15 protein-coding genes are annotated in these 15,473 nt (G+C 67.7%); 5 read left to right on the top strand and 10 right to left on the bottom strand.

Going from position 1 to position 15,473, the window contains the following annotated elements; all coding sequences use genetic code 11:
* The first annotated feature begins 59 nt into the window (after positions 1-59).
* Entirely contained in the window at positions 60-1,613 is a 1,554-nt protein-coding gene (locus LPC10_RS09740; RefSeq protein ID WP_231346496.1) for an undecaprenyl-phosphate glucose phosphotransferase, read from the top strand.
* Positions 1,614-1,714: 101 nt separating this feature from the next.
* Here LPC10_RS09740 and LPC10_RS09735 read toward each other — a convergent pair whose 3' ends face one another.
* From LPC10_RS09735 to LPC10_RS09690, 10 genes are all read right to left on the bottom strand, one after another.
* Positions 1,715-2,074, bottom strand: coding sequence for a hypothetical protein (locus tag LPC10_RS09735; protein WP_231346495.1), 360 nt, complete (start codon positions 2,072-2,074; stop codon positions 1,715-1,717).
* A gap of 182 nt (positions 2,075-2,256) precedes the next feature.
* Positions 2,257-2,658 (bottom strand): EF-hand domain-containing protein, encoded by a 402-nt coding sequence (locus tag LPC10_RS09730; RefSeq protein ID WP_231346494.1) that lies wholly within the window; start codon positions 2,656-2,658, stop codon positions 2,257-2,259.
* Between the two features lie 302 nt (positions 2,659-2,960).
* Positions 2,961-5,480 (bottom strand): TonB-dependent receptor, encoded by a 2,520-nt coding sequence (locus LPC10_RS09725; RefSeq protein ID WP_370644693.1) that lies wholly within the window; start codon positions 5,478-5,480, stop codon positions 2,961-2,963.
* Positions 5,481-6,231: 751 nt separating this feature from the next.
* Positions 6,232-6,876: a hypothetical protein gene (locus tag LPC10_RS09720; protein ID WP_370644692.1), complete on the bottom strand. Its 645-nt coding sequence runs from the start codon at positions 6,874-6,876 to the stop codon at positions 6,232-6,234.
* Between the two features lie 10 nt (positions 6,877-6,886).
* Positions 6,887-7,780 carry an ABC transporter permease gene (locus tag LPC10_RS09715; protein ID WP_231346492.1) on the bottom strand — a complete coding sequence of 298 codons (894 nt, stop codon included), beginning with the start codon at positions 7,778-7,780 and terminating at the stop codon, positions 6,887-6,889.
* A complete protein-coding gene (locus LPC10_RS09710; protein ID WP_231346491.1) occupies positions 7,777-8,526 on the bottom strand; it encodes an ABC transporter ATP-binding protein in 750 nt (249 codons plus the stop codon). Before LPC10_RS09710 ends, LPC10_RS09715 begins: the two co-directional genes overlap by 4 nt.
* Complete coding sequence (locus LPC10_RS09705; RefSeq protein WP_231346490.1) at positions 8,523-8,765, bottom strand: hypothetical protein; 243 nt, start codon at positions 8,763-8,765, stop codon at positions 8,523-8,525. The genes LPC10_RS09710 and LPC10_RS09705 overlap by 4 nt, the downstream gene beginning before the upstream one ends.
* 13 nt (positions 8,766-8,778) lie before the next feature.
* Positions 8,779-9,213, bottom strand: a complete 435-nt coding sequence (locus tag LPC10_RS09700) for a hypothetical protein (protein ID WP_231346489.1) — start codon at positions 9,211-9,213, stop codon at positions 8,779-8,781.
* Positions 9,214-9,300: 87 nt separating this feature from the next.
* Positions 9,301-10,308, bottom strand: coding sequence for a YVTN family beta-propeller repeat protein (locus LPC10_RS09695; protein ID WP_231346488.1), 1,008 nt, complete (start codon positions 10,306-10,308; stop codon positions 9,301-9,303).
* Positions 10,309-10,485: 177 nt separating this feature from the next.
* Positions 10,486-11,748, bottom strand: a complete 1,263-nt coding sequence (locus LPC10_RS09690; protein WP_231346487.1) for an ABC transporter substrate-binding protein — start codon at positions 11,746-11,748, stop codon at positions 10,486-10,488.
* Positions 11,749-11,979: 231 nt separating this feature from the next.
* Here LPC10_RS09690 and LPC10_RS09685 point away from each other — a divergent pair, with 231 nt between their 5' ends.
* The 4 genes from LPC10_RS09685 to LPC10_RS09670 are packed head-to-tail and all read left to right on the top strand — an operon-like array spanning position 11,980 to position 15,472.
* A complete protein-coding gene (locus tag LPC10_RS09685) occupies positions 11,980-12,501 on the top strand; it encodes a DUF3280 domain-containing protein (RefSeq protein WP_231346486.1) in 522 nt (173 codons plus the stop codon).
* Positions 12,502-12,546: 45 nt separating this feature from the next.
* The gene (locus LPC10_RS09680; protein ID WP_231346485.1) at positions 12,547-13,260 is read left to right on the top strand and encodes a (5-formylfuran-3-yl)methyl phosphate synthase; all 714 of its coding nucleotides are present in this window, start codon (positions 12,547-12,549) and stop codon (positions 13,258-13,260) included.
* A 5-nt stretch (positions 13,261-13,265) separates the two neighbouring features.
* The gene (locus LPC10_RS09675) at positions 13,266-13,883 is read left to right on the top strand and encodes a uridylate kinase (RefSeq protein WP_231346484.1); all 618 of its coding nucleotides are present in this window, start codon (positions 13,266-13,268) and stop codon (positions 13,881-13,883) included.
* Positions 13,880-15,472 (top strand): DUF6513 domain-containing protein, encoded by a 1,593-nt coding sequence (locus tag LPC10_RS09670; RefSeq protein WP_231346483.1) that lies wholly within the window; start codon positions 13,880-13,882, stop codon positions 15,470-15,472. The genes LPC10_RS09675 and LPC10_RS09670 overlap by 4 nt, the downstream gene beginning before the upstream one ends.
* The last annotated feature ends 1 nt before the right edge of the window (position 15,473 follow it).

The following is a 15,473-nucleotide window of genomic DNA, read 5'->3' as shown; positions in this document are numbered from 1 at the left end:
GACCGATCCAGCATACTCCGCTGCCGGAAGGGCTCGACGTTTTCACGTGGAACATTCCCATGAGTGCCATCGACGTACGAGATCTGCTCAAGACCGCTGAGCAAAGCGACGCGCTCACTCCCGTTCCGGCGCCGCTGGCGCTCGATATGGCGGACAATCGGCCGGGTGCCTCTCAGACGTCTGCACCGGAGCCGCCGCTGCGAGCTTCATGGCTCTCGCCGGTCGTGCTGGCCGGCTGTGTCCGGCTCGCCGAATTCTGCGGCCTGCTTCTCCTTGGCCTCGCCCTGCACCAAGCGCTGCTGCACGGCGTCGTGCCGTTGGCGCCGCGCTACGTCACTGCGATCCTCGCCGTTACCATCGCGGCGCTGGGGCTGTTCCAGGCGTCGGGCAGCTACCGGATCGGCGCGTTTCGCGACCTGCCGAGAACGGCGGTGAGGCTCGCCACAGGGTGGTCGGTGGCCTTCCTGATGGTGGCTGCCGCCATGGTGCTCGCCAAGATCGCCGACCACTACTCCCGGGTCTGGCTGCTCAGCTACTACATGGCCGGCCTCGGTCTCCTGCTGGGCGGCCGTACCGTGTTGTCGGCCTTCGTGCGCAGACAGATGGCCATGGGCCGCTTCGACCGCCGCACGGCTATCGTCGGCGGCGGCCCGGCGGCCGAGGAACTGATCCGAGCGCTGGAATCCGGGGGCGAGAGCGGTATCCGCATCATCGGCGTCTTCGACGACCGGGGCGACGACCGGTCCGGCACCGAGGTGGCCGGCCACCCGAAGCTCGGCAATGTGAGCGACCTCGTCACCTACGCGCGCCACGCTCCGCTCGATCTCGTGGTGTTCACGCTGCCGATTTCGGCCGAGACTCGCATTCTGCAGATGCTTGCCAAGCTCTCGGTGCTGCCGGTCGATATCCGCTTGTCCGCCCACGCGACCAAGTTGCGCCTGCGCCCGCGCGCCTATTCCTATCTCGGCGACGTGCCCCTGCTCGACGTGTTCGACAAGCCGCTCGCCGATTGGGATGTCATCCTGAAAGGCGCATTCGACCGCCTTGTCGGCCTGCTGCTGCTGGCGGCTCTCTCGCCCGTGATGCTGGCCGTTGCGATCGCGGTGAAGTTCACGTCTCCCGGACCGGTGTTGTTCCGGCAGAAGCGCTATGGCTTCAACAACGAGCTGATCGAGATCTTCAAGTTCCGCTCGATGTATGTCGATCGCTGCGATGCCGGCGCGGCGCAGCTCGTCACCAAGACCGACCCCCGCGTGACGCCGGTCGGCCGCTTCATCCGCAAGACCTCGCTCGACGAGCTGCCTCAGCTCTTCAATGTGATCTGCGGCGATCTCTCCCTGGTCGGGCCGCGCCCGCACGCGATCCAGGCGAAGGCGGCGAACACGCTCTACGATCAGGTGGTGGACGGCTACTTCGCCCGCCACAAGGTGAAGCCCGGCATCACTGGCTGGGCGCAGATCAACGGCTGGCGCGGCGAGACCGACACCAGCGAGAAGCTTCAGCGCCGGGTCGAACACGACCTGCACTACATCGAGAATTGGTCGATCCTGTTCGACCTCAAGATCCTGCTCACCACGCCGCTCGCGCTCTTCAAGACCGACAACGCGTATTGAGGATTCCTGAGACTTCGAACGGGACGGGGCCCGGAACCGCCAGAGCGCAGTTCCGGGCCTTCTTCGTCAGGGGAGGCGCGCGTCTCCGCCGTCGTGCCGGATCACGGCAGCGCGCCGGCCTTCTCCTTCACCTTGGTCATCGTGTCCTGGCAGGCAGTCTCCTGACCGGCCTTGTCCTGCTCCTTGGCCTTGGCGAGCAGGGTGCGTGCTTCCTCGACGCCGGCCTTGGTCGGCTTGGTTGCGGGGTCGGACGGAGCGCCTGCCGGCGGCTTGTCGAGAGCCTTCGAGGAGGCCGAGGCGGTGGGGCCGCCCGGCGGCTCCTTGCCGGTCACCTGCTCCGCGCCGACGCTGTTGAGCCGGCGCTCCACCGCGGCGATGTCGTCCTTGCAGTTCACCGCCAGGGCGGGACTCGCCGCAGCGAGGGCGACGATGGCGATGGGCAGGCTGAAGGCGATGCGCATGGGGTTCGGGCTCCTCCGAGTGACCTTTCGCGGGCCGGTTCTGTGACCGCCGCTTCGGCCGAGAAAGCTTTTGAGACCCTCCACCGGTTCCAGTCTGCGACGCTTCGCCCAGGAGACCGCCGAACACAAAAAAGGGTGCGGATCGCGATCCGCACCCTCCTTCGTCCCGAATGCCGGGAAACTTAGCGGATCAGGTTGACCAGAGCCGAACCGGCCGGGCTCGCCAGTTCCTTGGCGTCGATGGTGCCGTCATTGTCGGGGTTAGCGGCCTTGAACTGCGCCTCGACGGCGGCGAGGTATTCCTTCTTGTCGAGGGTGCCATCGTTGTCCGGGTCGAGCTTCTTGAGATCGGCCTCGGTGATGCGGCCCTTCAGCTCCTTGGCATCAAGGGTGCCGTCCTTATCCGGATCGAGCTTGTCGAAGGCGGCGGAGCCGGCAGCCAGAGCTTCCTTGAGATCGATGGTGCCGTCCTTGTCCGGATCGAAGGCGGCGATGTCGACCTTCGTCGTGGTGGTCGGGGCAGCGTAGGCCGGGACCGCGACGAGCGCGGCGAGGAGAACGGCAGAGGAGAGGCGGAACGCCATTGGGGGCAAACTCCTGATCGAACAGGCCCGGCTCGACACCGGGCGGACGGCAAAACCGCAGAGGCAATGGCAGCCGCTCACCTGAGGCGAAACGGCCGGTCGGCCTCGCTGAGATTGCGTATCTTGCCCGGGATGATTTGGCAATAGGCGAGGCCGAAGCGGCGCGCTTTCCTGCCTGGAATCGCCTCGCCGACCACCTGAATATAGAAACGGCGCGGTTCAGGAGAACCGCGCCGCTTGCAACTCTTGCGAGACGTCCCGGACCGCAACCGGTCCGGGCGCGATCGGTGCCGAGCCCGGCCTCAGCCCTTGCGGACCAGCGGCAGCGGCTCGACGATGGGAGCCGGGGGCGGCGGCTCGAACAGGATACGCAGACCGCCGAAGGCGGCGACCGGCGCGCCGGGCGCGAGGCTGCGGTTCGAGGTGGCGTTGGGCACCCGGACGATCGGAACCTCGTCCACCGGCGAGAAGGTGCCGAAGGTGGCGTACTTGGCGTTGAACGCGTTCTCGACGAAGCCGTAGAGTTCGATGTTCGGCGCGATGCGGTAGCTGGTGTTGAAGCCGAACACCGCGTAGTCGCCCGTGGTCTTGTTCTGGTTGGTCGGGTCGCCGACGAGGAACTTGCCCGTCGCGAAGCGGGCGAGCGCGCCGACCCGCCATTCCGGCGTCACCTGATACTGCACGCCGACCTTGAGCTGGTGCGGCGCGACGCCGGGCAGGCGGTTGCCCGGACGCACGAGGACCACGCCGCTCTCGTCGCCGCCCGCGCTGTTGAACGGATTGCCGGGGGCCGCGAGTTCGACGGGCGACTCGAAGGTCGCATCGACGAAGGCGTAGTCGGCGAAGGCGCTCCAGGTCGGCGTGTTGTAGAACAGGCTCGCCTCGACGCCCTGCCGCTTGGTCGAGCCGACGTTGCGGAAATAGGCGCGGCCGATCGTGTCGGGGGCCGGCACGAACAGGATGTCGTCGTCGTTGCGGGTCGAGAAGAAGCCGGCCTTCCACGACAGGATGCCGCCGAAGATGTCGTCGGGCTGCGGGATACGGCCGCGGACACCCGCTTCGACCGTGCGCGCCACGACCTGCTTCAGCGGCGGGTCGCCGACGAAGAAGTTGGTGAGCGAGCAGGGCGCCAGCGGGTCGGCGCAGGAGAGTTCCGCCGGGGTCGGGGCGCGGTTGGCCTCGGTGTAGCCGCCATAGGCGACGAGGTAGTCGGGGATGATCTTGTAGGTCGCGCCGATGCCGGGGTTGAAGCGCTGGTAGTAGTGGTCGCCGTTGAGCGCCGTGCCGATCTGGTCGCGCAGGACGATCTTGGCCATGTTGAACCGGCCCTGCAGCGTCAGGGTCAGGCGCTCGGTCAGGTCGGTGTTGTTGGTGAAGTAGATGCCGCCGTAATCGTTCGAGGTGCGCACGGAGACGGGGGTGATGATGCCGTCGTCACTGGAGACGACGATGCCGGGGGGCGAGAAGCCGCGATCGAGGGTGAGGCCGCCGATCGAGTTGTCGGCCCCGAAGCGGGTCCTGCCGCCATCATACGAGCCGCCGAGCACGAAGCGGTTCGGCAGGCCGAACAGCGGCTCGCGGATCACGGTCTGGACCGTGGCACCGAAATTGTCGGTGTCGGTGCGGGTCTGGTTCAGGAAGGCGTAGGGGCCGCCCTCGTCGAAGCGGTCGGCGAAGACCGGGTTGACCGCGCCGAAGTTGAAGGTGCGCAGCCGGTCGGCCCGCACAGGGGCGCCGGTGCGGTCGCGCAGGAAGAACTGGTTGTCGTCCGCGCCCTCGGAGCAGACGAAATCGTCATTCGCCTCGCAGTTCTCGACGTCGGCCGCGTCGCCGTTGGCGGTGCGCTGACGGAACAGGCCGTAATAGGCGTTGCCCTGCACGCTGATCGTCGGCGTGACGTCGTAGGTGCCGGAGAGCTGGAAGCGCAGGAAGTCGTTCTTGGTCTGGTCGGGATAGGTGAAGACGTCGCTGCGGTCGGCCTTGAGCAGCTCAACCGGGGCGGTGCCGTTGCCGGTCAGGCTGTTGCTGGCGCCGATGACGTTGAAGTGGAATTCGCTCCGCTCACCCTGCACGCCGAGGTCGGCGTAGATCTGGTTGAGGCGCGACGGCGAGTGGCGACGCCAGCCCTCCTCGCCGAGCTTGGTGCCGGCGACGTAGAGGCCGATATTGTCGATGCGCTGACCGTGCTGGAACGCGATCGCGCCGCGACCGAACGAGCCGCCGAGCGCGTTGATCTCGGTGCCCTGGTAGGTGAAGCCGTTCTTGAGCGACACCGCGAGCGCGCCACCCAGCGCGTTGAGGCCGAAGGCCGGGTTGGAACCTTCGAGCTCGATCCGGTCGACGGCGATGTCGGGGATCAGGTCCCACTGCACCGTGTCACCGAACGAGGTGTTGAAGCGGGCCCCGTTCAGGTAGACCGCCACACCCTGCGGCGAGCCGCCGAGCGGCGAGGCTTCGAAGCCGCGATAGGTGATCGTCGGCTGGAAAGGATTGCCCTGCGCGTTGTTGATGCTGATCGAGCCGATGCGCTCGTCCAGCGCCCGAACCGTGCTCGGGAAACCGACCCGCGAAACGTCGCTCGCCGTCAGCACGCTCGTGTTCTGCGGCAGCTTGTTGCGATCGATGCCGTCGAGCACGACGGTCTCGCGCAGCCCCGACGCGGTCGGCGTCGTCACGACCCGGCGCGAAGCCGCCACCGGCGTATTCGAAACAACGCTGATCTCTTCCAGCGTAACGGCTTGTCCGCCACCTGCGCCTTGCGCCAACACCTGCCCCGGAAGCAGCGCAACCGATGCGATGAGGCTGCCTCGCAGCACTCGCATTGTCATTCCCCAGCCCTTATCGTTCGTGCTTGCAGCCCCTTGAAGCGGGGCCGTTGCCGGATGTTGCTGAAGGACGGGGTCTGCGACAATCGCCGCCAGGCTTCTTCAGGATTAATTATGATGAGACGCTCAAGCTTCCCGTCGACGCGTGCTGTTACAGCAACATATTTCTGACGCTTCGTCAGAGACTTACGGACAAAGAGGAAGACGACATCGGGATCATTCGGCAATTCGTCTTCGATCGTCCTCGGCTCATCCGATCGACGTCCGACCGAATTCCCGGTACGCCGAACCGAAGCCGTTCGATCCGGAATGAGTCGGCACGCCTGTCTCGTTCGCCGAGCACTTGTGGGCGCAAATCATTCCGGCTGGCGGGCGAGGCCTGACCTGAAGTGTTGGTCCGTTGTTGTGGGAAGCAACTCCAGTACACGAGAGCCGTGGGCGATTCGCATTCACGGATGCACGTCTCGCCCCGGCCAATACGCTCGTCGAGCGCACAGCCGGGCGCCTACGGGCGCAGGATTTCCGGCGCGATTGCGTCTCGTACGATGTCCGGCCGATGGGTTCGGTTCAGCCCCGTCATCGTCCTTCCGGAGCGCTGATCAGCGAATCCGGAGCTGATGGGCGCGATTGCGACCTGCAATCCACGACGAGCCTGGCCTCCGGCTCGCACGTCACTTTAGGGGTGGAGTCCGGGTTCCGCTGCGCGGCCTCGGAATGACGGACAGTCAGCCATCGACCGGAAAAGATGTCAGAGGCGCGCCTGGATGCGGCGGGCGATCTCGCCCAGGCGCTGCTCCAGGATCGTCGGCACCTCGCAGACGTAGGAGACCGACTGATTGCGCTCGTCGAAGATGCGCCGGTCCCAATTGAACTGGGTTTCCAGGTCCGCGACTTCCTTGGAGGCGACCTTCGTCGGGTCCGATTCCGGGCTGTCCTTGAGCTCACTCACCTTGTCCGCCTCGTCGCGGATGCGCTCGGCGAGCCGCCGCTGCCCCTGCGCGTAGCGGGTGATGCCGCTCATCACCGTGCTGCGCTCGCCGTTGATGATCTCGAACACGCCGCCGAAGACCCGCGTGAGACGCTTGCCCTTCTCGGCCGGGTCGAGTTTTTCGGTGAACTCGTCGAGCAGGATGTCGGCCTCGCGCAACTCCGTGCGGCGGGAGGCGAGCTTGCGGGCGAGCTGAGCGGCCTCGCGGTCGTTGCCCCATTCCCCCGCTTCGGCGAGGTCGGGCCCGGTCCAGAACGAGCCGTAGCCGAGCGTCGTCACCTTGCGCTGGGCGCAAGGCCAATCCGGATCGGCCTTGGGCTGCGCCAGCACCGGCCCCGCCGCGAGAAGAAGAGCGAGGCAGAGCGGGGCACGAACGGAGCCGAAGGTCACACAGCGAAGAGTCATGGTGGGTCTCTCAGGCGGCTTCGCCGGCCGGTCCGCCGCGCCGGGCCATGATGCCGCGGCCCGGATCGTAGGCGATCGCGGCGAGGGTGAAGAACAGGAGGCCGGTGCCGACCACGACGGCGCAGGCGACCGGCTCGAAACGCCCGTAGAGGGCGAACCGCACCAGCTCGACCGCGTGGGTGAACGGGTTGGCCTGGCAGATCAGGTAGAGCCATTCGCTCGATGCCCGGACCTGCCAGAGCGGATATAGGGCAGAAGAGGCAAAGAACATCGGGAAGATCACGAAATTCATGACGCTCGCGAAGTTCTCGAGCTGCCGCACCAGCGAGGACAGGAACAGGCCGATCGCCCCGAGCATCAGCCCCGAGGCCAGGAAGGCCGGCAGGGCGGCGAGGTAGCCGACCGGCGGGATGCCGGTCTCCCAGAACCACGCGATGGCGAGGAAGGCGTAGGCTTGGACGATCGAAACGCTGGTTCCGGCGATCAGCTTGGCGAGCAGCAACGTCCAGCGCGGATAGGGCGAGGTGAGCAGCACCTTCATCGAGCCGACCTCGCGGTCGTAGACCATCGAGAGCGAGGATTGCATGCCGTTGAAGAGCTGGATCATGACGGCCAGCCCCGGCACCACGTAGGCCTCGTAGAGCACGTAGGTCTCGTAAGGCGGCACGATCGAGGTGCCGAGCGTATTACGGAAACCGGCGGCGAAGATGAACAGCCAGACCAGCGGGCGCACCATTGCCGAGAAGAAGCGCTCCTTCTGGTGAAAGAAGCGCAGCAATTCACGGCGCACGATGCCGCCGAGCGCGATGAGATAGCCGACCGCATCGAGCCGGCCGGCATGGGGGACGGGCGGTGCGCCGGCCTCGGCACGCGCCGCGACGGCAGGGTTCGGGGGGGAACTCATGCGGCGGATTTCACGGCTCTCTGGTCGGGTTCGGCGACGAGGCGGCGGAAGGCAGCCTCCAGCGTCTCGCCGGGGGCGCCGATCTCACCGGCCCGGCCACGGGCGACGATGCGGCCCTTGTGAAGGACGACCGCGTCATCTTCGGAAGAAATCTCCTCGAAGATGTGGGTCGCCCACAGCACCGACAGGCCCTCGTCGCGCACCAGGGCGCGGACGATGGCGACGATGTCGGCGCGGGATTCGAGGTCGAGCCCCACGGTGGGCTCATCGAGGAGCAGCAGACGCGGCGCGTGGATCAGCGAGCGGGCGATCTCGATGCGCCGCGACTGGCCGCCGGAGAGGGTGCGGATCTTGTCGTCGCGCCGCTCGGCCAGCCCGACGCGGGTGAGCAGGGTTGCGATGCGGGTCCGCGCCGCCGCCCGGCCGATGCCGTGCAGGCTGGCATGGTAGTGCAGGTTCTGCGCGACGGTGAGGTCGGTATCCAGCGTCCGGGCCTGGAATACCACGCCGAGGCCGGCCAGCGCCCGCGACGGCTCGCGGTCGAGGGGATGGCCGAGGATCGAGACCCGGCCCTCCTGATTGTTGTAGAGCCGGGTGATCACCGAGAACAGCGTGGTCTTGCCCGCGCCGTTGGGCCCGAGCAGCGCCATGAAGCGCCCGCGCTCGACCTTGATCGAGACATCGGAGAGCGCGGCACGCTGGCCGAAGCGGTGGTTGACGCCGGCAACCTCGAGAGCAGCGCTCATTTCGGCAAGGCTCGCCGGGCGTCGTCGAGCGCTTCCAGGCACTCGTCGAACTCGCCCTCCCCCTGCTCGCGCTCGGCGATCTTCAGGGCGCGCTTGAGCTTTTGCGGGACGGCGTCGGGCGCGAGCTTTGCCGCCTGCGCCTTCACCGCGACGATGCCTTCGGCACAGGCGGTTTTGTCGTCGGCAAGCGCCGGGGTGGCGAGGAGCAGCAGGATGAGCGAGGTGCCGAAGCGCTTCATGAGGAGTCCCATCTCACTTCACCATAATCGTGCCGGCCATGCCCTTCTCCTCAAGCCCCTGCGCGTACCACTTGTACGCCCCCGGCTTGATGGCGACGAACTCGATGGCGATCTCGCCGGGATCGTCGAATTCGAGGTGGTCGGGCGGGCCGCCGCCGTGGATCTCCTTGTGCTCGATCACGATCTGGTTGAGCCAGATGTAGCGGAAGAACTCGGGCGCGTAGAACTTGTATTCCTGCCGCCCCTTGGCGACGATGCGCAGGCGGTAGGCCTTGCCGGCCTCCATCTCGATATCCCGATTCTCGACCACGAAGTCGTTGCCCTCCTCGTTGCCGAGGACGAGGTCGGGCAGGTTCTGGCGCTTCTTGGTGAGGTCGAGGGCGCCCGCCGGAGCGCCCGCAAGCATCAGGGCCGCGGCGGCGAGGCCGAGGCGCGTCGTCCATTTCATCTCGCTTCCTCCGGTTTCTTGTTCTTGCATCGCCCCGAGAGCCGGCAACCGCCCCTCGGGACGATGCATGAGCCGGCAATTCAAACGCTACTTCTTCGAAATCGCCACGCCCCAGGGCAGCAGCCCGACCGGGATGCTCTTGACCACCTTCAGCCCGTCCACGTCGATCACCGAGACGTCATTGGAGGTGCCATTGGTGGTGTAGAGCTGTTTCTCGTCGGGCGTGAAGGCGAGCTGCCAGACGCGCTGGCCGACCGGCAGGTATTTCTGCACCTCGTAGGTCTTGGCATCGACCACGGCGACGCGGTTGGCCGGCCCCAGCGCGACGAAGGCCTTGGTCCCGTCCTTGGTCAGGCGCACGCCGACCGGCTGGATCTGCTCGTCGGTGACGCTCGGGATCTTGAAGGTGATCTTCTTGATGACCTTGCGGGTGGCCACGTCGATCACCGAGACCGTGCCGCCGACTTCCGCCGAGACCCAGAGGAGCTTCCCGTCCGAGGAGAACTCGGCGAAGCGGGGCCGGGCATCGACCAGCACGTTGTCGATCACCTCGAAGGTCTTGGTGTCGATGAAGTGGGCCATGTTGGTGGTCTCGGAGGTGTTCACGAGAATCTTGCCGTCCGGCGACAAGCCCATGCCCTCCGGCTCCACGCCGACCGGAATCTCGGCCAGCACCTTGTTCTTCTCGATGTCGAGGATGGTGACCTGGCTGTCGTCCTCGTTGGCGACGTAGAGAGGGTTGCCGCTCTGATCGAGGATGAACTGCTCCGGATCGGGCCCTGAGCGCAGCGAGCGGACCACCTTGCCGGTCGCCGTATCGAGCACGTCGATGCGGTCGTCGTCGCTGGCGCAGACGAACAGTTCCTTGTCGTCCTTGGAGAGCGTCACGCCGCGGGGACGCCGCCCGACCTTCCACGTCGCGGTCACCGCCATGGTCGCGGTGTCGATCACCGAGACGGTGTTGGCCTTCTCGTTGGTGACGTAGGCAGTGAAGGCCTGCGCAGTTCCGATCGTGCCGAGCCATGCCCCCGCGAGACCGAACCAACTCCCTGCGAGCACCGCGCAACCCAACCCCGCCCTCACGCGAGCGACCATCGGCGTCCTCCCTGTCGTCTCCGGCGCGTCGTTGCGCGCCCGCGTTGAAAACTGTTGCAGCGACATGGCCCTCGCCGGCCGGTGCTCAAAGGAAAAACGGGCGGCGTGCGGTCGCTGGCCGGGTGGTCGATTGCCGCATCGGTCGCTGTTTCGCCTCAGAGCGGCCCGGAACGCTCGTCACCGGAATTTGCACGCCGTCTCCGGCTCGTCGGTGCCGAGCGTGTCGAGCGGCGTGCGCTGGTGGATGAAGCCGGGCTCGGGCGCCACCGAGACCATCGCCTTGGGCTGCACCACGATGATCGGCTGGCGCAACTGATGGTCCCAGGGCCGGTAGGTCAGAGAGACGCCTTTGTAGGCCGGCAGCGAGAAGTCGGGCGTGACGAAGTGGGCGGCGAGCTTGGCCGGATCGGTGCCCCGCATCTGCGTCGCCGCCTCGCCGACGGTGCGCACCGCCGCCCAGACCTGATAATCGAGCGGCCGCATCAGGCGGCCGGCGAGCCGGCGGAAGCGGTTCTGCGCCTGGGCCGCACCCCAGGTCTCCAGCGTCGGGTGCCAAGTGGTGGCGATCAGCCCCTGTGTTCCGGCCACGGGGCGCGGATCGACGGTGCGGAACGGGACGTAATCGCCCCAATCGCCCTCCTCGTCGGCGACCACGGCCATGTCGTAGTCGAGCCCGCGGGTGAAGACCATCGCCTCGGCCCGGGTCGGCGTGTCGCCGCGGGCCTTGGCCAGGGGCCCGAAGGTCCAGGGCTTTTCCGCGGTGATCTTCAGCCCGAACTTGCGGGCGGAGTTCTTCATCGCCTCCGCGTAAGCCTTGTCGCGCTCGCTCGGACCGACGATCAGAAAGATCTTCCGCCAGCGCATCAGCGTCAGGTACTGCGCCAGGGCATCCGTCCGCATGGCGCGGCTCGGCAGCACATGGAACAGGTTGGCGCGGCAATCGGCCCCGCGCAGCCGGTCGTCCGGCGCGCCGGCATTGAGGATGACGGCCCCCGTATCCTTCAGGGCGTTGGCCACCGCCAGCACCTCGGCAGCCGGCAGGGTCAGCACGAAGAATCTCACGCCTTTGTCCGCCAACGCCTTGGCGGCCTCGACCGGATTCTGCTCGGCTTCGAGGGCGACTTCGTCGAGGGCAAACGTCTGCTTGGTGAAGCGGCCGGTGGTGTTGTTGTCCTTCACCGCCATCCGCGCGCCGGCGACGCCGAGATCCTCGGGATCGGCCTCCGCATCGTAGGAGGACGGCGCCGGCACCGGGCGATAGAGCACGGCGACGCGCGTCTCGGAGCTGGGAACCGGTGCGGCCGCCCCGGCGGTCGGCGAGCCCGCCGGCGGCTCGCCGGTGGCGGCCTTCGGCTCCTGGGCGTGCAGGGGAACGGTCAGGGCCGCGGCCAGGCTGGTCGCGAGGCCGACGGCGAGGAGAGTCGAGACGGACGAACGCATTGCCCGGCAGGCTAGCAACATCTTGCCACCGGCCTCAACGACGGAAGCATAAGATTTTCATAAGATTACGAGCCCGCATTCCCTGGACGGCGCGATCGCGACCTGGCTCGCATCCATCGCCGCCCCCGCCGATACGCTCTGGGACGATTGCGCCGACCGTTGCCAAATGATCCGGCAAGCCAAGTTACAGTCGGTCCGCGCGGCACCGCGCCCGATCCAGGCACACATCCCATGCGACTTCGCGCCCTCTCCCCCGCTCTCGCTCTCCTGTTCGCGATCTGCGGGGCGGCCTCGGCAGAAGAGTCGGCGCGCAAGGCGGCGATCTTCCCGGCGGAGGTGAACGACCCGACCCTGGCCTATGGCCGCAAGCCGCTGCCGGCCGACCAGAAGCGCCTCGATCTCGTCACCGAGGTGCTGCGCAAGCAGCTCGCCGAGAAGGGCGGCCTTCAGAGCGTCGATCTCGGCCCTCAGGCGGAAGAAATCCGCAAGGAGAGCCCGCTCTACAAGTGCAACGGCTGCACCGCGCCGATCGCCAAGGCGCTCGGGGCGGAGCTTGCCGTGACCACCTTCGCCGACAAGGGCGCCAACCAGTTGTTCAGCCTCGTCGTCACCATCACTGAAGCCGAGAGCGGCAAGGTCGTGCGCCAGGGCCAAGCCGTGATAAGAGCCAACACCGACGACGACTGGTCCCACGCCGCGCGCTGGATCGTGAAGAACCGCCTGCTGGCCGAGCCGCTGCCCGGCCGTTCCTGAAGCGGGGCTTGTGCGGGCGCGCAAGGCTGAGCAAGAACGTTCCCCGTGTCCGACATCCAACCGATTTCCTCCGCGCGTCCCCGCCTGCTCGTCAGCGTGCGCGGGCCCGACGAAGCCCTGATCGCGCTCCGGGCCGGGGCCGACCTGATCGATGCCAAGGATCCCGAGCGCGGGGCGCTGGGCGCCCTCCCGCCCGAGACCGTCCGCGCCATCGTCGACGGTATCGGCGGGCGGGCGGTCACCAGCGCGGTGGCCGGTGACGGCACGGGCACCGCGATCGCCGCCGCCATCGCAGCGATGGCCGTGACGGGGGTGGATTTCATCAAGATCGCGGTCGGCACCGCGAATGACGCTGCCCTGGCCGAGGCCGCCGCGCAGGCGCCGGGCCGGGTGATCGGCGTGCTGTTCGCCGAGGACGGCCTCGACGGGGACGGGTTGCCCGCGCGTCTGGTTGCAGCAGGTTTCGTCGGAGCCATGATCGACACACGCGGCAAAACCGGAACGGCGCTTCCCGCCCTCATATCCGGGCCGCGGCTCGCCGCCTTCGTCGCCGGTTGCCGCGCGCACGGCCTGATGAGCGGGCTTGCCGGTTCGCTCGGGCTTGCCGACATCCCGGCGCTGGCGAGGCTCAACCCCGATTATCTCGGCTTCCGCGGCGGCCTCTGCCACGACGGCAACCGGCGGAAGGCGCTCGACGGCACGCGTGTCGCGCGGGCGGTGACGGCGATGCGCGTCGGCCCGCAGGCCGACGCGGCGTGACAGCTATGACAAGTTCAACGCCAACCCCTCTCGCCGGCAGAAGGGGGGATTCAGGCGGCACCGTCATCAAGATCGGCGGCAGCCTCGTCTCCGATGGGGCCCGGCTTCGCACCATCCTTGCCGATTGCGCGGACCAAGCCTCTGTGGCGGTCGTCCCCGGCGGCGGCCCCTTCGCCGACGCGGTGCGGACGGCGCAGGCCGCGCTCGGCTTCGATGACGGGCTCGCCCACCGCCTCGCCCTCGACGCCATGAGCCGCATGGCCGAGGTGTTCTTCGCAATCGAACCGCGGCTCGCCGTTGCCGTAAGCTCGGAAGCCGTGGCCGAGGCCCTCGCTCAGGACCGCTCGGTGATCTGGGACCCGGTTGCGCTCAAAGCCGGCCATCCCGACATCGCCGAGAGCTGGGCGGTTACCTCCGACAGCCTCGCCCTCTGGCTCGCGGGTATGCTCGGCGCGGAACGCTGCATTCTGGTTAAGTCGGCCAATATCCCGGCGCGAACTGATCCGGCTTCGCTCGCGCAGGGCGGCCTCGTCGATGCCGCCTTCCCGCGCTTTGCCGCCGGCTATACCGGGGCGATCGTGATCCGAGGCCCCGACTCTTCCTGCAAAAGGCCCGCCGCATGAGCGCGCCCGAACACCTCGTCTTCATCACCGGCAAGCTGGCCCATGCCCGCCTCGAGAAGGTCGCCGCCACGCTGCCGGCCGAGCGCTTCACCTGGAGCATTGCCGATGCCGGGGTGAAGGTCGCCGCGCTGATGACCGAAGAGATCATCAAGCGCCGGGTGCAGATGCCCGACGGCGCGACCCGCATCGTCCTGCCCGGCCGCTGCCGCGCCAACCCGGACGCCCTGGCTCAGCATTTCGGCCTACCGGTCGAGCGAGGTCCCGACGAAATCGTCGATTTGCCGGCTTACCTCGGCCTGACCGGGCGCAAGGTCGACCTGTCGCGCCACGACCTGCGCATTTTCTCCGAGATCGTCGACGCCTCGAAGATGACGCCGGACCAGATCCTGGCCAAGGGCCTCGACCTTGCGCGCCGCGGTGCCGACGTGATCGATCTCGGCGGCTTGCCGGACACGGCTTTTCCGCATCTCGAGGACAGCGTGCGGGCACTGAAGGGCGCCGGGCTGAAGGTCAGCGTCGATTCCTTCTCGCTCGACGAATTGACCCGCGGCGCGCGCGCCGGCGCCGACTATCTGCTGAGCCTCAATGAGGAGACGCTCGACCTCGCTTTCGAGACCGACGCGGTGCCGATCCTCGTGCCGATGCGGCCCGACGACCTGCCCTCGCTGGATCGGGCCATCGAGCGGATGGAGCGGGCGGGCCGTCCCTACATGGCCGACCCGATCCTGGAGCCGATCCATTTCGGCTTCGTCGATTCGATCGTCCGCTACCGCGAGATTCGCGCGCGCTGGCCGAACATCGAGATGATGATGGGCACCGGCAACCTGACCGAGCTGACCGAGGCCGACAGCCTCGGCGTCACCGCGCTCCTCGTCGGCATGTGCTCGGAACTTGCCATCCGCAACGTGCTCATCGTGCAGGTCTCGAACCACACCCGCCGCACGGTGGAGGAGCACGACGCCGCCCGCCGGGTGATGTACGCGGCCAAGGAAGACGCCGCCCTGCCCAAAGGCTACGGCCGCGACCTTCTGGCGCTTCACGACAAGCGCCCGTTCGTGCAGACCCCGGACGAAATCGCGGCCCTCGCCGCGGAGGTGCGCGATCCCAATTACCGCATCGTCGTGGCCGAGGACGGCATCCACGTCTACAACCGCGACCGTCACACCACCGGCACCGACGCGATGGCCTTCTTCCCCGAACTGAGCGTGGAAAGCGACGGCGCGCACGCCTTCTATCTCGGGGGTGAGCTGACCAAGGCCGAGACCGCGTTCCGGCTCGGCAAGCGCTACGTGCAGGACGAGCCGCTCGACTGGGGCTGCGCCGCCGACCGAACCCAGGAGGACACCACCGCCTTCAAGACGGCCGGGCCGACGAAAGCCGCCCACACCAAGCATAGCGGCCCCGAGGCGCCCGCCGCCGAGCGCGCCGCCGCGGCCGAACCGGAGCAGGGCGCGAGCGCACCCGAGACCGAAACGGGACGCGGCCAGGAGGCCGAGCCCGACCAACTGGCCGAGCCCGACCGACTGGCCGAGCCGAAAAGCGGTCGCATCGTCTGCGGCCGCCTGGTGACGGACGAGGGCCGAAGCTGAG

This window comes from Methylorubrum sp. B1-46 (assembly GCF_021117295.1).
Taxonomy (GTDB): domain Bacteria; phylum Pseudomonadota; class Alphaproteobacteria; order Rhizobiales; family Beijerinckiaceae; genus Methylobacterium.
The sequence above is the reverse complement of the archived record's forward strand: the minus strand, read 5'-3'. Positions and strand labels throughout refer to the sequence as shown.

Excerpts from the sequence above, each read along its gene's own strand:
- LPC10_RS09740 (WP_231346496.1), top strand. The coding sequence starts at position 60 with ATGAGTGCCATCGACGTACGAGATCTGCTCAAGACCGCTGAGCAAAGC.
- LPC10_RS09735 (WP_231346495.1), bottom strand. The coding sequence starts at position 2,074 with ATGCGCATCGCCTTCAGCCTGCCCATCGCCATCGTCGCCCTCGCTGCG.
- LPC10_RS09730 (WP_231346494.1), bottom strand. The coding sequence starts at position 2,658 with ATGGCGTTCCGCCTCTCCTCTGCCGTTCTCCTCGCCGCGCTCGTCGCG.
- LPC10_RS09725 (WP_370644693.1), bottom strand. The coding sequence starts at position 5,480 with ATGCGAGTGCTGCGAGGCAGCCTCATCGCATCGGTTGCGCTGCTTCCG.
- LPC10_RS09720 (WP_370644692.1), bottom strand. The coding sequence starts at position 6,876 with ATGACTCTTCGCTGTGTGACCTTCGGCTCCGTTCGTGCCCCGCTCTGC.
- LPC10_RS09715 (WP_231346492.1), bottom strand. The coding sequence starts at position 7,780 with ATGAGTTCCCCCCCGAACCCTGCCGTCGCGGCGCGTGCCGAGGCCGGC.
- LPC10_RS09710 (WP_231346491.1), bottom strand. The coding sequence starts at position 8,526 with ATGAGCGCTGCTCTCGAGGTTGCCGGCGTCAACCACCGCTTCGGCCAG.
- LPC10_RS09705 (WP_231346490.1), bottom strand. The coding sequence starts at position 8,765 with ATGAAGCGCTTCGGCACCTCGCTCATCCTGCTGCTCCTCGCCACCCCG.
- LPC10_RS09700 (WP_231346489.1), bottom strand. The coding sequence starts at position 9,213 with ATGAAATGGACGACGCGCCTCGGCCTCGCCGCCGCGGCCCTGATGCTT.
- LPC10_RS09695 (WP_231346488.1), bottom strand. The coding sequence starts at position 10,308 with ATGGTCGCTCGCGTGAGGGCGGGGTTGGGTTGCGCGGTGCTCGCAGGG.
- LPC10_RS09690 (WP_231346487.1), bottom strand. The coding sequence starts at position 11,748 with ATGCGTTCGTCCGTCTCGACTCTCCTCGCCGTCGGCCTCGCGACCAGC.
- LPC10_RS09685 (WP_231346486.1), top strand. The coding sequence starts at position 11,980 with ATGCGACTTCGCGCCCTCTCCCCCGCTCTCGCTCTCCTGTTCGCGATC.
- LPC10_RS09675 (WP_231346484.1), top strand. The coding sequence starts at position 13,266 with ATGACAAGTTCAACGCCAACCCCTCTCGCCGGCAGAAGGGGGGATTCA.
- LPC10_RS09670 (WP_231346483.1), top strand. The coding sequence starts at position 13,880 with ATGAGCGCGCCCGAACACCTCGTCTTCATCACCGGCAAGCTGGCCCAT.